This is a genomic window from Endobacterium panacihumi, assembly GCF_050847465.1.
GTDB classification, from domain to species: domain Bacteria; phylum Pseudomonadota; class Alphaproteobacteria; order Rhizobiales; family Rhizobiaceae; genus Neorhizobium; species Neorhizobium panacihumi.
In genome coordinates, this window is sequence record NZ_JBOZRA010000001.1 from 1,817,464 (window position 1) to 1,831,732 (window position 14,269).

A 14,269-nucleotide genomic window follows, 5' to 3' on the forward strand; every position below is an offset into this window, starting at 1 on the left:
GAGACGGCATGACCGCATGGCAGAGCCCGATCGCACCCGGAATTTCATGGTATCAGGCATCGAGCGGCGACAGGCCGACCTATCCGGCGCTTGACGGTTCGAAAACCACCGACGTCGCCATCATCGGCGGTGGTTTTACCGGGTTGCAGGCGGCTTATTGCCTCGCATCGGCCGGGGTTTCGGTGACGCTGATCGAAGCCTGCCATTTTGGTGACGGCGCATCGGGCCGCAATGGCGGCCAGCTCGGCACCGGCCAGCGCTGGTGGCCGGAGGAGCAGGAAGAGGCACTCGGGCTTGAGCGGTCCCGCGCCCTGTTCGACATGGCCGAACATGCCAAACGTTACCTGCTGGATTTTGCCGACAAGCACGGCATCGACATGGAGTATGTGCAGGGGCACATGTGCGTGGCCCACAAGCCGGGCCATGACAAGGAATACCGCGCCAATGCCGAGATCGCGGCGACGCGTTACGACTATCCGTACATCTCCTTCATGGACAAGGCGGAGACGGCAGAGCGGCTGGGCTCCGGCCATTACCATTGCGGCATCTATGATGGCGGCACCGGCCATATCCACCCGCTGAAACTGCTGATCGGCCTCGCCCGTGTGGCTGCGTCCGCGGGTGCTGCGATCCACGAAAACACCCCGGCAAAATCGATCTCGCAATCGGGCGGTAAAACACTGATCGAAACGCCGACGGGCACGATCACCGCCAATCGCGTGCTGATCGCCACGAACGCCTATATTGGCAATCTGGAACCGGTGACGGCGGCGCATGTCATGCCGATCCGTTCCTTCATCGGCGCGACCGTGCCGTTGACCGATCATCCGACCATTCTTTCCGGCAATGAATCGGTGGCCGATTCGCGCTTCGTGGTGCGCTATTTTCGCAAGTCGAAGGACGGGCGGCTGCTGTTCGGCGGCCGCGAAGCCTATACGGCCGACAGCCCGCGTGACATTTCCAGCCATATCCGCCGGCAGATCGCCGAGATCTATCCGGCACTGAACGAGATCGAGATCACCCATTCCTGGGGCGGTTCGGTGGGCATTACCCTCACCCGCCAGCCATTCGTGAAGGAAGTCATGCCCGGCGTCATGTCGGTCGGCGGTTATTCCGGCCATGGGGTCATGCTGTCAAATTATTGTGGTAAGCTTTATGCAGATATGACACTCGGCAAATCGACGGAGCTTTCCTATCTTGCCGATCTGGACGTTCCGGCCTTTCCGGGAGGCTCGCGCCTGCGGGCTCCGCTCCTTTTCCTCGCCCTGACCTGGTACGCACTGCGCGACCGGTTCTGAGGCAAATAGTCACTCCGGTCCGTTTTCGGGCTGGCGCTTTTAAATCGATTAGATTATGACCCCTATCAACAACGCGACTTCGAGAGAATTAGGTATGAGCAGCCAGATCATCCCAGTTGAGCCCTTCGATTGCATCGTCTTCGGCGGCAGCGGCGACCTTGCGGAACGGAAACTTCTTCCGGCGCTCTACCACCGCCAGATCGAGGGCCAGTTCACCGAACCGACCCGCATTATCGGCGCTTCGCGCAGCGCGCTTTCCCATGACGATTACCGCAAGTTCGCCAAGGATGCCCTGAAAGAGCATCTGAAAAAGGGCGAATATGACGAGGCGGAAGTCAAGAAATTCTGCGAACGCCTGTTCTACGTGTCCGTCGATGCCAAGTCCGATCAGGGCTGGGATGTTCTGAAGAAACTGCTGGACGAAGGCAAGGATCGCATCCGCGCCTTTTACCTCGCCGTGGCTCCGGGCATTTTTGGCGCGATTTCGGAAAAAATCCGCGACCACAAGCTGATCACGCCAAAAACCCGCATCGTCGTCGAAAAGCCGATCGGCCGTGACCTTGCCTCGGCGCTGGTGCTGAACGACACGATCGGCAAAGTGTTCAAGGAAGAGCAGATCTACCGTATCGACCATTATCTGGGCAAGGAAACCGTCCAGAACCTGATGGCGCTGCGTTTTGCCAATGCGCTTTACGAGCCGCTGTGGAACGCCAATTATATCGACCACGTGCAGATCACGGTTGCCGAGGCTGTCGGTCTCGAAGGCCGCGCCGGTTATTACGACACGGCCGGTGCGTTGCGCGACATGGTGCAGAACCATATCATGCAGCTTCTGTGCCTTGTTGCCATGGAAACCCCGTCCTCGATGAATTCCGAGGCCGTGCGCGACGAAAAGCTGAAGGTTTTGCGCGCTCTGAAGCCCATTACCGCTGAAAACGTAGAGCAGATGACGGTGCGCGGCCAGTACCGCGCCGGTGCTTCCGCAGGCGGCCCGGTCAAGGGTTATCTGGAAGAGCTGGAAGGCGGCGTTTCCAACACGGAAACATTCGTCGCCATCAAGGCCGAGATCGGCAACTGGCGCTGGGCCGGCGTTCCCTTCTACATCCGCACGGGCAAGCGCCTGACGGAGCGCATGTCGGAGATCGTCATCACCTTCAAGCCGGTGCCGCACAACATCTTTGACACCGCAGCCGGCCGCATTTCCGCCAACCAGCTGATCATCCGCCTGCAGCCGGATGAAGGCGTCAAGCAGTCGCTGATGATCAAGGATCCGGGTCCGGGCGGCATGCGCCTGCGCAACGTTTCGCTCGACATGAGTTTTGCCGAAGCTTTTAACGTACGCAGCCCTGATGCCTATGAGCGCCTGCTGATGGATACGATCCGCGCCAACCAGACGCTGTTCATGCGCCGCGACGAAGTTGAAGCGGCATGGCAATGGGTCGATCCGATCCTCAAGGGCTGGGAAGAAACCGGGCAGATCGCGCAAGGCTACACCGCCGGCACCTGGGGTCCGAGCCAGGCGATCGCGCTGATCGAGCGTGACGGCCGTACATGGCACGAGGGCTGATCGATGGCCGGTAACCTGCATGAATTTCCCGATACCGAAACGCTGGCACACGAGCTTGCCATCGATGTCGCGGCACAGCTGACGGCAGCGATTGCCGTTCGCGGCAAGGCATCGATCGCCGTGTCCGGTGGCTCCACCCCGAAGCGGTTTTTCGAAGCGCTGTCGGAACAGGACATCAACTGGGCGAAGGTGACGATCACGCTGGTGGACGAACGGTTCGTTGCCGCTGACGACGAGCGTTCCAACCACCGTCTGGTGGCGACACATCTCGTCAAGGGCAATGCGGAGGCAGCGACATTCGTGCCGCTTTACCAGCCTTCCGCAACCGCCGAGGAAGCCGCAAAGATCGCCACGGAAAAGACCACCGGTTTCGGCAAACCTTTCGATGTCGTCATTCTCGGCATGGGTGGAGACGGTCACACCGCCTCCTTCTTCCCGAAGGGCAACAATCTGGCCAAGGCCATCGACCCGGCAGGCCCGCGCGGCGTTCTGACCATGCAGGCTGAAGGCGCGGGCGAAGAGCGCCTGACCTTCTCCTTCACCAGCCTTGCCGATGCGCGCCTTCTGGTGCTGCATATCGAGGGTGATGCCAAGATGATCGTGCTGGAGAAGGCGGAAGACGGTGATGACGAGATGGAAATGCCCATCCGCGCCGTTCTGAACCGCGCCGCCTCGCCGCTGCAGATCTACTGGGCGCCTTAAACGGCGCCCTCCCCGGCGCCCCGTTTTCGGCCGGCGCCGGCATATTTCAAACACAGCAATCCCGGTGGCTTCGGCCTCTCCCAAACCGGGATTGACCGAAGGAGGATTGCACATGGCCGCCCATTCCAGCATCGAGGCGATTACCGCGCGTATCGTCGAGCGATCGAAACCGCACCGAGAAGCCTATCTCGATCGTCTGAACCGCGCCGTGAAGCGTGGCACGCATCGTTCGGTTCTTTCCTGCGGCAACCTCGCCCACGGATTTGCGGTCTGTTCCCCCGCCGAGAAGAGCGCGCTCGCAGGCGACGTCGTTCCGAACCTCGGCATCATCACCGCCTATAACGACATGCTTTCGGCCCACCAGCCTTACGAGAACTATCCGGCGCTGATCCGCGACGCGGCCCGCGAGGCCGGCGGCGTGGCGCAGGTGGCAGGCGGTGTGCCGGCCATGTGCGATGGCGTGACGCAGGGCCAGCCCGGCATGGAACTGTCGCTGTTTTCGCGCGACCTGATCGCCATGTCGGCCGGCATTGGCCTTTCCCACAACATGTTCGACAGTTCCGTTTATCTCGGCGTCTGCGACAAGATCGTGCCCGGTCTGGTCATCGCAGCGCTGTCCTTCGGACATCTGCCAGCCGTGTTCGTGCCCGCCGGACCGATGACGTCTGGCCTGCCCAACGACGAAAAATCGCGCATCCGCCAGCTTTATGCGGAAGGCAAAGTCGGCCGCGCTGAACTGCTGGAATCGGAATCCAAGTCCTACCACGGCCCCGGCACCTGTACCTTTTACGGCACGGCCAATTCCAACCAGATGCTGATGGAAATCATGGGCTTTCACATGCCCGGTTCCTCCTTCATCAATCCGGGCACACCGCTGCGCGATGCGCTGACCAAGGAAGCCGCAAAGCGGGCTTTGGCGATTACCGCGCTTGGCAACGAATTCACGCCGGCCGGCGAGATGATCGACGAACGCTCAATCGTCAACGGCGTTGTCGGCCTGCATGCGACGGGCGGTTCGACCAACCACACGATGCACCTTGTCGCCATGGCGCGCGCCGCCGGTATTCATCTGACATGGGCGGATATTTCCGAACTGTCGGACATCGTTCCGCTTCTGACCCGCGTTTACCCGAACGGGCTTTCCGACGTGAACCATTTTGCCGCTGCCGGCGGCATGGGCTTTTTGATCAAGCAACTGCTGGCCGGCGGCCTCGTACATGACGACGTGCGCACCGTATTCGGTCAGGGACTAGATGCCTATACGGTGGAGGCCAAGCTTGGCGAAAACGGTGGCGTTGCCCGTCAGCCCATCCCGGAGGTCAGCGGCGATCCGAAGGTGCTGACGACGATCGACAAGCCTTTCCAGGCCAATGGCGGCCTCAAAATGCTGCATGGCAATCTCGGCAAGGCCGTCATCAAGATCTCGGCCGTCAAACCGGAACGCCACATCATCGAGGCCCCTGCCATCGTCTTCCACACCCAGAAGGAATTGCAGGACGCCTTCAAGCGCGGCGACCTGAACAACAAGGACTTCATCGCCGTCGTACGTTTCCAGGGTCCGAAGGCGAACGGCATGCCGGAACTGCACCAGCTGACGCCGCCGCTCGGTGTGCTGCAAGATCGTGGTTTCAAGGTGGCGCTGGTCACCGACGGCCGCATGTCCGGCGCATCCGGCAAGGTGCCGGCGGCGATCCACATCACGCCGGAAGCATCGGATGGCGGCCCGATCGCCAAGATCCGCGACGGTGACATCGTTCGCCTCGACGCCACGACCGGCACGCTGGAAGTACTGGTGGATGCGGCCGAGTTCGCCGCCCGCCCGGCCGCTACCGCCGATCTGTCGGAAAACGAATACGGCATGGGCCGCGAACTGTTCGGCGCCTTCCGCCGCAATGTCGGCCATGCCGATCAGGGCGCGAGTGTGTTTGCATGAGCTTTACACATTGAACTGAAAAAGGCGGCCGTGAGCCGCCTTTTTCTTTTTTCATTGGCAAACGCCGCGAAATCACGCGGCAACAACACCCCGCTCGAGCTCGAACCCCTCATCGATCCAGCCGGTTATACCGCCTGCCATGATCTTTACCGGGCGTCCGAGTTCGGCAAGGCGCAAGGCACCTCTGGCGGCGCCATTGCAATGCGGGCCGGCGCAATATGTCACGAACAGCGTCTCGTCCGGCCATTGCTGCAGTTTGGAGCGGACAATCTTGCCATGCGGCAGGTTGATGGCACCGGGAATATGGCCGACGGCGAACAGCGCCGGGCTGCGCACGTCGAAAAGGACGAAATCCGGATTCCGTGACAGGGCATCATGCACATCCCAGCAATCGGTTTCGAAGGTAAATTCGGCAGCAAAATGCTCGCGGGCAATCTCGCTGGGGGCGGCGACAATAGTGGTAACGGCGCTTGGCATGATGATCTCCTTTGTCAGTGATCCCATACTGCCGTCCGCAGTTTTCGATTGCCATTGGCATGATTGCCATCATACATGAAGATCATGCCAAACACGCACGGACCGCTGGTCACCGCACTTCTGTATGATGGGCTTTGCACGTTCGAGTTCGGGATCGTTACCGAGATTTTTGGCCTTTCCAGACCGGAAATGGGCGAAGGCTGGTATCGCTTTGCCAGTTGCGCCATCGAACAAGGGCCTCTGCGCGCCCATGGAGGTTTCACGCTTTTGCCCGACGAAGGCATCGAGCTGATCGATCGGGCGGACATCATCGTCGTGCCGGGCTGGAAGGGCGTGGATGAACCGGTGCCAGAAGCGCTGTGTGAACGCTTGCGGCAGGCGCATGAGCGAGGCGCGCGACTGGTTTCCATCTGCTCCGGCGCCTTCGTGCTGGCAGCGACCGGGCTGCTGGACGGCGGCAGCGCCACCACACATTGGCGATATGCCGAGGCATTGCGCAGGCTTCACCCAACCATAGACGTGGATGATCGCTCGCTTTACCGCAATCATGGACGCATTTTCACATCGGCCGGAAGCGCTGCGGGCATGGATCTACTCATCGAAATCGTACGGCAGGATTTTGGGGCTGACGCGGCAAGCTCCGTTGCCCGCAGGCTTGTCATGCCGGCGCACCGCACTGGCGGACAAGCACAGTTTCTGGAACGCCCGGTGCCGATACGTCGACAATCGGAAATCGCGCCTTTGCTGGACCAGATGCGTGCGGGGCTGGGTACGGTGTGGACGCTTGAGCGCATGGCAGCCGAGTGCCGGATGAGCGTGCGGACATTCGTGCGCCGGTTTGCGGAAGCAACAGGTACGTCACCGGGTGAATGGCTGACGGCGGAACGGCTGGAGGAAGCAAAACGCCTTCTCGTGGCAGGACGTCTCGGCATCGACGAGATCGCGCTTGCCGCAGGTCTCGGTACGGCGGATACGCTGCGTCATCATTTCAGGAAACGTATCGGCATAAGCCCGCGCGAATACCAGATGCGGTTTGGGCGACTGCAGCCCTCGTAACATCTGTTACCAACTGCGCACATCCAGCTTGCGGTCGCGATGCGCCGGGTGCGTGGAGAACACGAAGATCCGATCAAGCTCCTTCTTCGTCAGCAGACGCAGGAAACGCACATCGATCGTGTTATTGGCATTCTGGCGCATCAGCATACAGCCGATCTTGTTGATGCGGGCATCCGGAATGTCGAGATAAAACTGTTTTGGCAGATTGTACTGGGTGAGGATGCCGAGGACTGCGCCGCTCATGGAAATGCGCAGCACGTCACAGCGGCGGGCGGCGAGGTTCATCACCGCCTTTTCGGTATATTCGATGCGGGCGGCGTTCATCGTGTCTTCCATGCGATACCGCGTTTCGCGGTCATACATGAAGGACTCTTCCTTGCTCAGATAACTCGGTCGGTTCCCGGCAATCGCACCCACGTCTATTCTCCTGTTCTTTGTTGGAAAATCTACCGTGCGAAACTTAATAGACCGTATGGAGCCGAGCCCGGATCACCTTGCGCAGCGCTTTCTCTGTGGACGGGAATAACAGTTTGCCAATGACAAATGCCTATTGGCGCAGACTGACACCATCCGCATCGAAAAGGTGCATCTTTTCAGGCCTTGCGGTGAAGCGGATTTTGTCGCCCTTCTTCACCGAAAGAATACCGGGGATCTTGGCGATGATCGGCTCGTCCTTCGTCAGCCCTTCGATATAGAGAAGCGTCACTTCGCCCAGCGCTTCGACGATGCCGACCGTGCCTTCGAACAGGCAGGGATCGCCATCCTCCGCGATAGCCAGATCTTCCGGGCGAATACCAAAGCTAGCCTGCTTGCCCTGTTGCGCGGCGTCGCTCGCAATCTGCACCGTCACCGACTTGCCGCCAGACAGTTCCACCACCGTCTGCGTGCCTGCCGTCGTGATCTTTGCCGGAATGATGTTCATGGCCGGCGAACCGATAAAGCGGGCGACGAACAGGTTCTTTGGCCGCTCGTAAAGCTCCAGCGGCGGCCCGACCTGCTCGATCTTTCCAGCCGAGAGCACGACGATGCGGTCCGCCAGCGTCATCGCCTCGACCTGGTCGTGAGTGACGTAGATCATCGTCGTGTCCGGCATGGATTCGTTGAGTTTCGCAATCTCGATACGGGTGGCGACACGCAGGGCCGCATCGAGATTGGAAAGCGGTTCATCGAACAAAAACACTTTTGGATCACGGCAGATGGCGCGGCCGATGGCGACGCGCTGACGCTGGCCGCCCGAGAGCGCTTTTGGCAGGCGCTCAAGGTATTGGGTGAGCTGCAGAATATCGGCCGCCGCACGCACGCGGCGATCGACCTCCTCTTTGCTCTCTTTGGCGATGCGCATGCCAAAAGCCATGTTGTCGTAGACCGTCATATGCGGATAAAGCGCATAGGACTGGAACACCATGGCGATACCGCGCCGCGAGGGCGGCACCTCGTTGACGACATGGCCGTCGATCGACATCTCGCCAGAAGTGATATCCTCCAGACCGGCGATCATGCGCAGAAGCGTCGATTTCCCGCAGCCGGAGGGGCCGACGAAAACAACGAACTCGCCCTGTTCGATCTCAAGATCGATGCCGTGCAGAACCTGCACCTGGCCATAGGATTTCTTGATGTCCTTGAGGATTACCCCGGTCATGCGCATCCCTCCCCTTTTTATCAGCCAAGCCGGGCGAAATAAGCGCCCCAGGCCGGCAGTTCGACGTTTCTGTTATCGACTGTGCTGTAAAAGCCGTGGCCTTCCAGCTTCTGCCAGTCGCCTTGCGGCAGCGGAATGCTTTGGCCATCCGGCCCCATGTTGAAGACGCAAAGCAGCGTTTCGTTGCCGAAAATGCGCTCATAGACCAGCGTCGGACCTTCGGCGGTCACGAAACGGATCTCGCCCTTGGACAAAGCCGGGTGCTGTTTGCGGAAGGCGATGAAGCGGCGGTACTGTTCCAGTACCGAATCCGGATCGCCATATTGCGCGCTGACGGCGCGGATCTGGTGTTCGACCGGGATCGGCAACCATGTCTTTTCCGCGGTCGAGAAACCGGCCTGAAGCGCCTGCGCATCCCAGACCATCGGCGTGCGGCAACCGTCGCGGCCCTTGAATTCCGGCCAGAACTGGATGCCGTAGGGGTCCTGCAGGTCGGCATAGGCGATATCGGCTTCCGTCAGGCCCAGTTCCTCGCCCTGATAGATGCAGACTGAACCGCGCTGGGTGAAGAGCAACGCCGCCAGCATTTTTGCGAAGGCATCGCGGTCGAGAACGTCGGCACCCCAGCGGCTGACGTGGCGCACCACATCATGATTGGAGAAGGCCCAGCAGGCCCAGCCCTCGGGTGCAGCGGCAGAAAACGCGTTCTGCACTTCGCCGACGCGCGGCGCGGTCGGATAATCCGGCGCCAGGAATTCGAAGGCGTAACACATCTGCATCTTGTCGTTGCCGGATGTGTACTGGCCGACGATTTCCAGACCATACTGGCTGTCGCCGACTTCGCCGACGGCGGCAATCGCCGGAAATTCGTCCAGCACCGCGCGAAAACGCTTCAGGAATTCGAGGTTTTCCGGGCGGTTCTTGTCGTAGAGATGTTCCTGGAAATTGTAGGGGTTCACGGCCGGTGCGGTGGAGGCGTTGCGGCGCGACGGATCGAGCGCCGGGTTGCTACGCAATTCCTTGTCGTGGAAATAGAAGTTGATCGTGTCGAGGCGGAAGCCGTCGACGCCGCGCTGCAGCCAGAAACGGGTGACATCCAGCAGCGCATCCTGAACCTCGGGGTTATGGAGGTTGAGGTCCGGCTGCGAGGTGAGAAAATTGTGCATGTAATATTGCATGCGGGTCGGGTCCCAATGCCATGCGGACCCGCCGAAAATCGACAGCCAGTTGTTGGGCGGCGAACCATCCGGCTTGGCGTCGGCCCAGACATACCAGTCGGCCTTGGGGTTGAAGCGCGACGAGCGGCTTTCGATGAACCAGGCATGCTGATCGGACGAATGCGACATGACGAGATCGATCATGACGCGGATTTTGAGGCGATGCGCCTCGGCGATCAGCGCATCGAAATCCGACAGCGAACCGAACATCGGGTCGATATCGGTATAGTTAGAAACGTCGTAGCCGAAATCCTTCATCGGCGACGGGAAGAAGGGCGAAATCCAGATCGCATCGGCGCCGAGTGCCGCGATATGCGGCAGGCGCGCGGTGATGCCCTTCAGGTCGCCGATGCCGTCACCGTTCGAGTCCTGATAGGAACGCGGATAGATCTGGTAGATGACCGCACCACGCCACCAATCCTTGTCGAGTGGCGTTTCGGACATCTGCGTTACATTGCTCATTCGAAAATCCTGTAGATAGAAATGCTGTCTGGTGTGATCGTGTGGAAGGGCGTCAGCCGCCCTTCACCGAACCGGCGAGAAGACCCCGCACGAGGTAACGCTGCAGGGCAAAAAAGACGAGAATCGGGACGATGATGGTGATGAAGGCGGATGCCGTGAGGATTTCCCACTTGCCGCCCATGGAGCCCAGAAGCGCGTTGAGCGCACCGGTCAGCACCAGCTGATCCTTGCCGGTGCCCAGAAATACCATGGCAACCAGCAGGTCGTTCCACGTCCACAGGAACTGGAAGATCGAGAAGGATGCGAGCGCCGGGAAGGACAGAGGCAGCACGATCTTCACAAAAATTTCAAAATCGCTGGCGCCATCGACGCGGGCGGATTCGATGATTTCCTTGGGCAGGCCGGAAATGTAGTTGCGCAGGAGATAGATGGCGAGCGGCATGCCGAAGGCCGAATGCGCCAGCCAGACCCCGGCATAGGAGCGCGAGGGAATGCCGAAGAAGGAGCCGATATCGTTATACAGCGTCAGAAGGGGGATGAGCGCCATCTGCAACGGTACGACGATGAGGCCGACGATGACGGCGATCAGCAGCGCGCGACCGGGAAAATGCATCCATGACAGTGCATAGGCCGCAAAGGCCGCGATCAGGATGGGGATGATCGTGGCGGGCACGGCGACTGTCAGCGAATTGACAAAAGCCTGACCGATGCCGGCCGAGGTCAAAACGTCGCGATAGTTCTGGGTGGTGAATTCGGGGGCCGTGGCGAGCGAGACATAGACACGTTTCGGACGTTTGTCATCGAAGGCGGCGCCCTTGCTGTAAACGTAAGAACCGTCCTGATTGATCTGCAGCGTTTCGCCATCGCCGATATCGGCGGGCGCACCGACCGGGAAGGCCGACGGATCCTGCACGCGCACGCCAAAAGCGCTGACACTGCCGGTGGCATTGCCTTCAAAAATCGAGCCGGAGATGACGAAGCGGCCGCCCTCTTCCTTTTGAGTGGAAGGATCGGCGAGCCTGATGGCTTCCATTTGCGTGGAGCCGCTAAAGGCCGTCCACCAGCCGGATGCGGTGATCTGTTCCTTGTCGCGCACCGAAGTGACGAGAATCCCGAGCGTCGGGATCAGCCAGAGGATAACGATGGCTAGCACGGCGACATGCACGAGCAGGCGAGGCAGGCCGACACGGCGCAGGCGGGTGATGATCGAGGGGGACGAGGAGACGGTTGCTGTGGCGGCCATGTCAGTGTCCCTCCGCATCGCGATGCGCCTGGCGAATATTCCAGATCATGATCGGCGTCACCGCCGCCATCAGCACAAGCGCGATGACCGCACTTCGGCCGCTGTCGCCGCCGCCACGGAACATCCAGTCGAACATCAGGTTGGCAAGCACCATCGTGTTCCATTGGCCGTTGGTCATGGTCAGCACGATATCGAAGACCTTGAGGACGAGAATGGTGATTGTCGTCCAGACGACGGCGATCGTGCCCCAGATCTGCGGCACCATGATCTTCCAGAAAATCTGCCAGCCATTGGCGCCATCAATGACCGCTGCCTCGATGGTCTCTTCCGGGATGCCGCGAAGTGCTGCCGAGAGGATGACCATGGCAAAACCGGTCTGGATCCAGATGAGGATGAGCATCAGGAAAAAATTGTTCCAGAAGGGCAACGAGATCCAGATCTGCGGATCTCCGCCGATGGCCTTCACGATGGCGTTCAGAAGGCCGATCTGCGTTTCGTTGCCGCCACGGAATTCATAAATGAATTTCCAGATGACCGAGGCGCCGACAAACGAGATCGCCATCGGCATGAAGATGATGCTCTTGGCGATATTGCCCCACCAGATGCGGTCGGTCAGCACGGCGATGACGAGGCCGAAAAACGTGCAGGCAGCCGGCACGACGGCGAGCCAGAGGATGTTGTTGAAGATCGACTGGCGGAACTGCTGATCGAAAAACGCCCAACGATAGTTGGCGAAACCGACGTAGTAGTCGCCGGAGCGATCGTAGAAGGAGAGGATGAAGGTCGCGATGACCGGATAGACGAGATAGACGGCGATCAGGATCAGGGCGGGCCCGAGGAACAACCACGGACGGATGGTGGCGCGGCGGTTGAGATTGATCGAGGCCTGTCGGACATTGCCCTGCGGCACCGGCAGCGCCAGCGACAGGATCCTGTCGGACAGCCAGTAATACAGCGCACAGGCGAACACGCCGGCGACCATGATGCCGATGGCCGAAACGATCTGCGAGACCATTGTTACCCTCCCCTTTTTGCCGCCTGCTTGTTGTGTTGATTGCAGCAACGTTTTTTCGGTATGCGTGTGCCGTGTGGTTGGATCCTCGGGTCAAGCCCGAGGATGACGCGTGGGGGGAGCGGTGCCGATCATCTTGAACGTGGAACTTGCAGAGAGATCATACGGGGGACTCTTTTAAAGTGAGTCCGTCCACCTCTCTCCTCCGTCATCCTCGGGCTTGACCCGAGGATCCACAACCAAGCACGCGACGCTCACCTCACCGAACGATCGCGCTCTACTTCAACCCATCCCAGGCCTTCTGGATGTCACCCGCCGCCGTCTTGGCATCCTTGCCGCCGACGTAATCGATCATGCCGGTCCAGAAGGCGCCGGCGCCGATCTTGCCCGGCATCATGTCGGATGCGTCGAAGCGGAACGTCGTTGCGGTGGTCAGCAGCTCGCCCTGCTTACGCAGAACATCATTGGCATAGGCATCCGGCTTGACGCCCTTGAACGGTGTCAGGAATGAAGCCTGCGCCATCCACACTTCATGGGCGATCGGTGTTTTCAGGAATTCGATAAACGCCTGTGCCGCAGGCGAATCCTTGGTGATGGCAAACATCGTGCCGGCACCCAGAACCGGCTTGCCGAGTTCCGGCTTGGAGGCATAGGTCGGCAGGTAGAAGAAGTCCGCATCGACGCCCAGTTCCTTGTCCGGCGGGAAGAAGGACGGCACGAACGACGCTTGATGGTGCAGGTAGCACTTTGGCGGAATGTCGAAGAGGCCCTTGGGGCTGTCACGGAAGTCGGTGGAGGCAACAGCAGCCGCACCACCCGAGACATATTTGTCGTTCCTGGCGAACTTGCCGAATTCCTCGATGGCGCCGACCACGGCCGGATCATCGAACTTGATCTCGTTCGACACCCACTTGTCGTAGGTTTCCGGTGACTGCGTGCGCAGCATCATGTCTTCCACCCAGTCGGTGGCCGGCCAGCCGGTGGCGCCGCCCGAACCGAGGCCGATGCACCACGGCACGCCGCCATCCTCGACGATCTGGTCGGACAGCTTGATCAGGTCCTCCATGGTCTCGGGGACTTCGTAACCGGCTTCCTCAAAGTTTTCCGGCACGTACCAGACGAGCGATTTCAGATCGACTTTGAACGGAAAGCCGAAATAGGCCTCCTTGCCGTCCTTGCCCTTGTAGGTGCCGTATTTGATCCAGTCCTCGCCGGAACCGTAATTGGTCTTCACCCACTCATCCGTGCCCTGGGCGAGCGGCGTCAGAAAACCCTTGGTGGCGAGATCGGCGAGAAGACCCGGCTGCGGGATGATGGCGATGTTGGGAGGCGAGCCGGCCTGCGTATCGATGACGATCTGCTGCTCGTAGTTTTCCGAGGAGGAATATTTGCCGTTGATGCCGGTCGCGGCGTTGAAATAGGCGAGCACGCTGTTGAACAGGACTTCGTCCTCGCCGCGCCATGGGCCGAACAGGGTCAGCGACTGGCCCTTGAGATCGCCATGCGCCGCCTTGAAATCCTCTAAACTCTTCCAGTTGAACTTTGCGTCTTCGCCCGGCGCGAATTTCAGTTCCTGCGCCACAGCTCCCGTCGCAACCAGCACCGCCAGTGCCGTCCCCATCAGAAAAGACAGTTTCATCGTCAGCCTCCCGCCTTGTGCGCG

At 60.2% G+C, this 14,269-nt stretch carries 12 protein-coding genes; 5 read left to right on the forward strand and 7 right to left on the reverse strand.

Going from position 1 to position 14,269, the window contains the following annotated elements:
* Positions 1–8 precede the first annotated feature (8 nt).
* From ACRQ1B_RS09105 to edd, 4 genes are all read left to right on the forward strand, one after another.
* On the forward strand, positions 9–1,298 hold the full coding sequence (locus tag ACRQ1B_RS09105) for an NAD(P)/FAD-dependent oxidoreductase (protein WP_432293268.1): 1,290 nt from the start codon (positions 9–11) through the stop codon (positions 1,296–1,298).
* Between the two features lie 94 nt (positions 1,299–1,392).
* A complete protein-coding gene (zwf, locus tag ACRQ1B_RS09110) occupies positions 1,393–2,865 on the forward strand; it encodes a glucose-6-phosphate dehydrogenase (RefSeq protein WP_432293269.1) in 1,473 nt (490 codons plus the stop codon).
* A gap of 3 nt (positions 2,866–2,868) precedes the next feature.
* Positions 2,869–3,567 carry a 6-phosphogluconolactonase gene (gene pgl / locus ACRQ1B_RS09115; RefSeq protein WP_432293270.1) on the forward strand — a complete coding sequence of 233 codons (699 nt, stop codon included), beginning with the start codon at positions 2,869–2,871 and terminating at the stop codon, positions 3,565–3,567.
* Between the two features lie 112 nt (positions 3,568–3,679).
* Complete coding sequence (gene edd, locus ACRQ1B_RS09120; RefSeq protein ID WP_432293271.1) at positions 3,680–5,500, forward strand: phosphogluconate dehydratase; 1,821 nt, start codon at positions 3,680–3,682, stop codon at positions 5,498–5,500.
* 72 nt (positions 5,501–5,572) lie between these two features.
* On the opposite strand, the gene ACRQ1B_RS09125 is transcribed toward edd, so the two are convergent.
* On the reverse strand, positions 5,573–5,977 hold the full coding sequence (locus ACRQ1B_RS09125) for a rhodanese-like domain-containing protein (RefSeq protein ID WP_432293272.1): 405 nt from the start codon (positions 5,975–5,977) through the stop codon (positions 5,573–5,575).
* A gap of 84 nt (positions 5,978–6,061) precedes the next feature.
* On the opposite strand from ACRQ1B_RS09125, the gene ftrA reads away from it, so the two are divergent.
* Entirely contained in the window at positions 6,062–7,033 is a 972-nt protein-coding gene (ftrA, locus tag ACRQ1B_RS09130; RefSeq protein ID WP_432293847.1) for a transcriptional regulator FtrA, read from the forward strand.
* 6 nt (positions 7,034–7,039) lie between these two features.
* Here the strand turns inward: ftrA and ACRQ1B_RS09135 are convergent, their stop codons facing one another.
* From ACRQ1B_RS09135 to ACRQ1B_RS09160, 6 genes are all read right to left on the reverse strand, one after another.
* Positions 7,040–7,396, reverse strand: coding sequence for a hypothetical protein (locus ACRQ1B_RS09135; protein ID WP_432293848.1), 357 nt, complete (start codon positions 7,394–7,396; stop codon positions 7,040–7,042).
* A 184-nt stretch (positions 7,397–7,580) separates the two neighbouring features.
* A complete protein-coding gene (locus ACRQ1B_RS09140) occupies positions 7,581–8,672 on the reverse strand; it encodes an ABC transporter ATP-binding protein (protein WP_432293273.1) in 1,092 nt (363 codons plus the stop codon).
* Between the two features lie 20 nt (positions 8,673–8,692).
* Positions 8,693–10,351 (reverse strand): beta-galactosidase BglA, encoded by a 1,659-nt coding sequence (gene bglA, locus ACRQ1B_RS09145; RefSeq protein ID WP_432293274.1) that lies wholly within the window; start codon positions 10,349–10,351, stop codon positions 8,693–8,695.
* A 52-nt stretch (positions 10,352–10,403) separates the two neighbouring features.
* Positions 10,404–11,594: a carbohydrate ABC transporter permease gene (locus tag ACRQ1B_RS09150; protein WP_432293275.1), complete on the reverse strand. Its 1,191-nt coding sequence runs from the start codon at positions 11,592–11,594 to the stop codon at positions 10,404–10,406.
* A 1-nt stretch (position 11,595) separates the two neighbouring features.
* Positions 11,596–12,609 carry a carbohydrate ABC transporter permease gene (locus ACRQ1B_RS09155; RefSeq protein WP_432293276.1) on the reverse strand — a complete coding sequence of 338 codons (1,014 nt, stop codon included), beginning with the start codon at positions 12,607–12,609 and terminating at the stop codon, positions 11,596–11,598.
* Positions 12,610–12,883: 274 nt separating this feature from the next.
* On the reverse strand, positions 12,884–14,245 hold the full coding sequence (locus ACRQ1B_RS09160) for an ABC transporter substrate-binding protein (protein WP_432293277.1): 1,362 nt from the start codon (positions 14,243–14,245) through the stop codon (positions 12,884–12,886).
* Positions 14,246–14,269: the final 24 nt, after the last annotated feature.

Coding starts and splice junctions, on each gene's coding strand:
- ACRQ1B_RS09155 (WP_432293276.1), bottom strand. CDS start 12,609: ATGGTCTCGCAGATCGTTTCGGCCATCGGCATCATGGTCGCCGGCGTG.
- ACRQ1B_RS09105 (WP_432293268.1), top strand. CDS start 9: ATGACCGCATGGCAGAGCCCGATCGCACCCGGAATTTCATGGTATCAG.
- ACRQ1B_RS09125 (WP_432293272.1), bottom strand. CDS start 5,977: ATGCCAAGCGCCGTTACCACTATTGTCGCCGCCCCCAGCGAGATTGCC.
- ACRQ1B_RS09160 (WP_432293277.1), bottom strand. CDS start 14,245: ATGAAACTGTCTTTTCTGATGGGGACGGCACTGGCGGTGCTGGTTGCG.
- ACRQ1B_RS09150 (WP_432293275.1), bottom strand. CDS start 11,594: ATGGCCGCCACAGCAACCGTCTCCTCGTCCCCCTCGATCATCACCCGC.
- zwf (WP_432293269.1), top strand. CDS start 1,393: ATGAGCAGCCAGATCATCCCAGTTGAGCCCTTCGATTGCATCGTCTTC.
- bglA (WP_432293274.1), bottom strand. CDS start 10,351: ATGAGCAATGTAACGCAGATGTCCGAAACGCCACTCGACAAGGATTGG.
- ACRQ1B_RS09140 (WP_432293273.1), bottom strand. CDS start 8,672: ATGACCGGGGTAATCCTCAAGGACATCAAGAAATCCTATGGCCAGGTG.
- pgl (WP_432293270.1), top strand. CDS start 2,869: ATGGCCGGTAACCTGCATGAATTTCCCGATACCGAAACGCTGGCACAC.
- ftrA (WP_432293847.1), top strand. CDS start 6,062: ATGCCAAACACGCACGGACCGCTGGTCACCGCACTTCTGTATGATGGG.
- edd (WP_432293271.1), top strand. CDS start 3,680: ATGGCCGCCCATTCCAGCATCGAGGCGATTACCGCGCGTATCGTCGAG.
- ACRQ1B_RS09135 (WP_432293848.1), bottom strand. CDS start 7,396: ATGTATGACCGCGAAACGCGGTATCGCATGGAAGACACGATGAACGCC.